This window comes from Rhizobium sp. FY34 (assembly GCF_005222845.1).
Classification (GTDB): Bacteria; Pseudomonadota; Alphaproteobacteria; order Rhizobiales; family Rhizobiaceae; genus Neorhizobium.
Map to the genome: position 1 here is coordinate 1 of NZ_STFZ01000020.1, position 3,369 is coordinate 3,369.

Consider the following 3,369-nt stretch of genomic DNA (forward strand, 5'->3'; position numbering starts at 1 on the left):
GTAACCGGTGTTCTGCTCCCACATTGTGCACCGTTGCCTGATCTGTGATCGACGTTCCATGGATGAAGAACGGGAGTTTCTCCATGGAGACTACACTGGAGTTTCTCACAACCGGTAAGACCCGACGTGAGGTTCACCGACATTGGCCTGACGAGGTCAAGGCGCGGATCGTTTCGGAGAGCTTGAGGCCCGACACGACAGTCAATGAAGTTGCGCAGCGCTACGGATTACGAGCCAACAGCCTTTCCACCTGGCGGACGATGGCACGGCAGGGCAAGCTGATCCTGCCAGCACCGGAGAATGCGGTCGAGTTCGCGGCCATGGTTGTCGAGCCGCCGTTGCCTGAGCCGCTGACGGTCAAGGCCGCCACGCGCGCCGAGATTATCGTCGGTCCCGTCACGATCCGCCTGGAGGAAGGTGCGTCAGCGTCCCGGATCGCTGCAATCGCTCGCGCCCTGGCGGCGGCGACATGATCTTTCCGTCAAACCGCGTCAGGATCATGATGGCGACCAAACCAGTCGACTTCCGCAAGGGTCATGACGGCTTGGCGGCGCTGGTGAAGAACGAGTTGCACAAGGACCCGTTCACCGGAACGGTCTTTGTATTCCGCTCACGCAAGGCGGACCGGTTGAAGCTGATCTACTGGGATGGCTCCGGGATCGTCATGGCCTACAAGCGGCTGGAGGAGCACAGCTTCACTTGGCCAGGCATCAAAGATGGATTGATGACACTCACCCACGCCCAGTTCGAAGCCCTGTTCGCGGGCCTTGATTGGCGGCGGGTTCATGCCGTCCAGACAAGAACCCCGGAGGCCATCGAATAGCTGCGGCACGATGACTCAGCACCACAAATTCCGAAGGCAAATCGGCTCCGGATTTGGTAGTTTCCGGCCATGCTTGATGCCGCCGACTTTCCCGATGATATTGCCGCCCTGAAGGCGATGCTGATCGCGGCGCGGCTAAGCGAGGCGGCCAAGGATGTCGCGATAGCCAGCAAGGACGAACATATCGCCCGCAAGGATGAGAGGATCGAACGGCTTGAGAAGCTGGTCGCAGCATTCAAGCAGGCAGCCTTCGGACGCAAATCCGAGAAGACCGATCCGGACCAATTCGACCTGGCGCTGGAAGACCTGGAAACGGCCATGGCCGTGATCCATGCTGAGGATGAGGCGGACGTTCCGGCTGGAAGCAGGATTGCCAAGCCACGCGCGATCAATCGCGGTTCCCTTCCGAAGCATCTCCCGCGTGTCGAAGAGGTGATCGAGCCGGAAAGCCTGACGTGCGCCTGCGGCGGTTGTCTGCACTGCATTGGCGAGGATGTCTCCGAGCGGCTGGACGTGATCCCGGCGCAGTTCCGCGTGATCGTCACCCGCCGCCCCAAATATGCCTGCCGGGCCTGCACCGACGGGGTCGTCCAAGCCCCAGTTCCGGCACGGCTGATACAGGCTGGGCTGCCGACGGAAGCGACCGTCGCGCATGTTCTGGTATCCAAGTATGCCGATCACCTTCCGCTTTACCGTCAGGCCCAGATCATGAGCCGCCAGGGCATCGATCTCGACCGATCAACGCTTGCCGACTGGGTCGGTCGGGCGGCCTTCGAACTGCGGCCCCTCTTCGATGCGTTGATTGCCGACCTGAAGCGCTCATCCAAGTTGTTCATGGACGAGACCCGTGCCCCGGTTCTCGATCCCGGCTTGCGTAGGACCAAGACAGGATACTTCTGGGCGCTCGCGCGGGATGATCGTCCTTGGGGTGGCGGCGCTCCGCCGGGCGTTGCCTTTACCTACGCTCCCGGTCGCGGGGGCATTCATGCAGAACGGATATTGCAGGGCTTCTCCGGCATCCTGCAGGTCGATGGCTATGCCGGATACAACAGGCTGATTGCGCCGGAGCGCGTTGGTCCAGACATTCGGCTTGCCTATTGCTGGGCTCACGCACGGCGCAAACTGGTGGAGATCACCCGCAATGGCTCGGCACCCATTGCCGAGGATGGCGTCAAACGGATCGGTGAACTGTATCGCATCGAGGCCGAACTGCGTGGTCTTGATCCTGAGGCTCGCCTTGCAGGTCGGCAGGAACGATCAGCACCACTCGTAGCCGACATGCAGGCGTGGCTTGTCCATCACCGCACCCGCGTCGCAACGAAGTCCCCGCTCGGCGAGGCATTGGCTTACATCGCCAAATATTGGGATGGTCTGAAGCTCTTCCTGACTGATGGCCGCATCGAGATGGATAACAACAGCGTCGAGCGCACCATCCGGCCGATAGCTCTCAATCGCAAGAACGCGCTCTTTGCGGGCCACGATGCTGGAGCCGAGAACTGGGCCACCATCGCCTCGCTCATTGAGACTTGCAAACTCAATACCGTTGATCCCTTCGCGTATTTGAACGCCACGCTCACCGCCGTCGTCAGCGGGCACAAGCAGAGCCGGATCGATGAACTGCTGCCGTGGAAATATGCTGATCGGAAAAGTTCTAAGAATACGAGCCATTCCAATTAAACGTCTTCACAGTAATCTCAGATTGTCTCCGTAAGGGCAAAGTTGAGGAAGAAGCATGATCATTTGGTCAAAACCGCGCATCGTGATCATGTTTATCCTCACCCTCGTCTTCGCATGGGCTGGAATAGAAACGGTCATTGCAGGTCAGAAAGGGGGATGGCCGCTCGTCTTGTTCGCCACCGCGCTCGCCATTATCTTCATCGTATCTCTGTCCACAGCACCGCCTCGGACGGAGGTACTCCGGACCCAAATCACCCAGTACCCAAAGCCGATCACACTAACGGGACGCAGAGGCCGCGGCCTCTTTTTGGCTCTAGCCTCATCTATGATTGCGCTGGTGTATCTCTTCGGCCTGTTGTCCTCCCCTGCGTTGCTAGGAAGCGTGGTTCTTTACACTGTTTTGGTAGTGGTCTTCGGCGCTCCGGCCCTGATTCTGGCAGCCGCTACCATCAAACCAAATCGCCTGATCATTGACGCGGAAGGCCTAACTCTCAAAAACATCTTTCAAACCAGACGGTGGGAATGGCGTGACATACAAGACTTCAGAGCGATCTCTGCGGTGACGTACGGAAAACGCATCATAAAAGTAAAGGACATAATCGGTTTCGATGATCGTAACGCCGAAAAAACGGCTCGCGCTGATCGACAGAAGAAACGGATCGGGGCGTCCACTAGCTTTCCTAACCACTTTGGCCTGTCTGACGATGAACTAGCCTACGCCCTCAATGCGTGGAGGCTGCAAGCAATCTCTGACGGCGACCGTTACTTACCGCCGCCGTAAGGGCGTTCCCTTCCGCCTTGCAGCGAAGGCAAGATAACGCGGGTAGGAAATACCGTCATAGTCAATGTGCTTTGGCCACACCGCTTAC

Annotated in this window: 4 protein-coding genes; all 4 read left to right on the forward strand. The window is 58.7% G+C overall.

What is annotated here, in order from left to right:
• The first annotated feature begins 83 nt into the window (after positions 1-83).
• The 4 genes from E8M77_RS16815 (at position 84) to E8M77_RS16830 (ending at position 3,281) form a co-directional block, all read left to right on the forward strand.
• A complete protein-coding gene (locus tag E8M77_RS16815) occupies positions 84-473 on the forward strand; it encodes a transposase (RefSeq protein WP_246659302.1) in 390 nt (129 codons plus the stop codon).
• Positions 470-823, forward strand: coding sequence for an IS66 family insertion sequence element accessory protein TnpB (tnpB, locus tag E8M77_RS16820; RefSeq protein ID WP_137131800.1), 354 nt, complete (start codon positions 470-472; stop codon positions 821-823). Before E8M77_RS16815 ends, tnpB begins: the two co-directional genes overlap by 4 nt.
• A gap of 69 nt (positions 824-892) precedes the next feature.
• A complete protein-coding gene (locus tag E8M77_RS16825) occupies positions 893-2,500 on the forward strand; it encodes an IS66 family transposase (protein WP_137131801.1) in 1,608 nt (535 codons plus the stop codon).
• A 55-nt stretch (positions 2,501-2,555) separates the two neighbouring features.
• Positions 2,556-3,281 carry a PH domain-containing protein gene (locus E8M77_RS16830; RefSeq protein ID WP_137131802.1) on the forward strand — a complete coding sequence of 242 codons (726 nt, stop codon included), beginning with the start codon at positions 2,556-2,558 and terminating at the stop codon, positions 3,279-3,281.
• Positions 3,282-3,369: the final 88 nt, after the last annotated feature.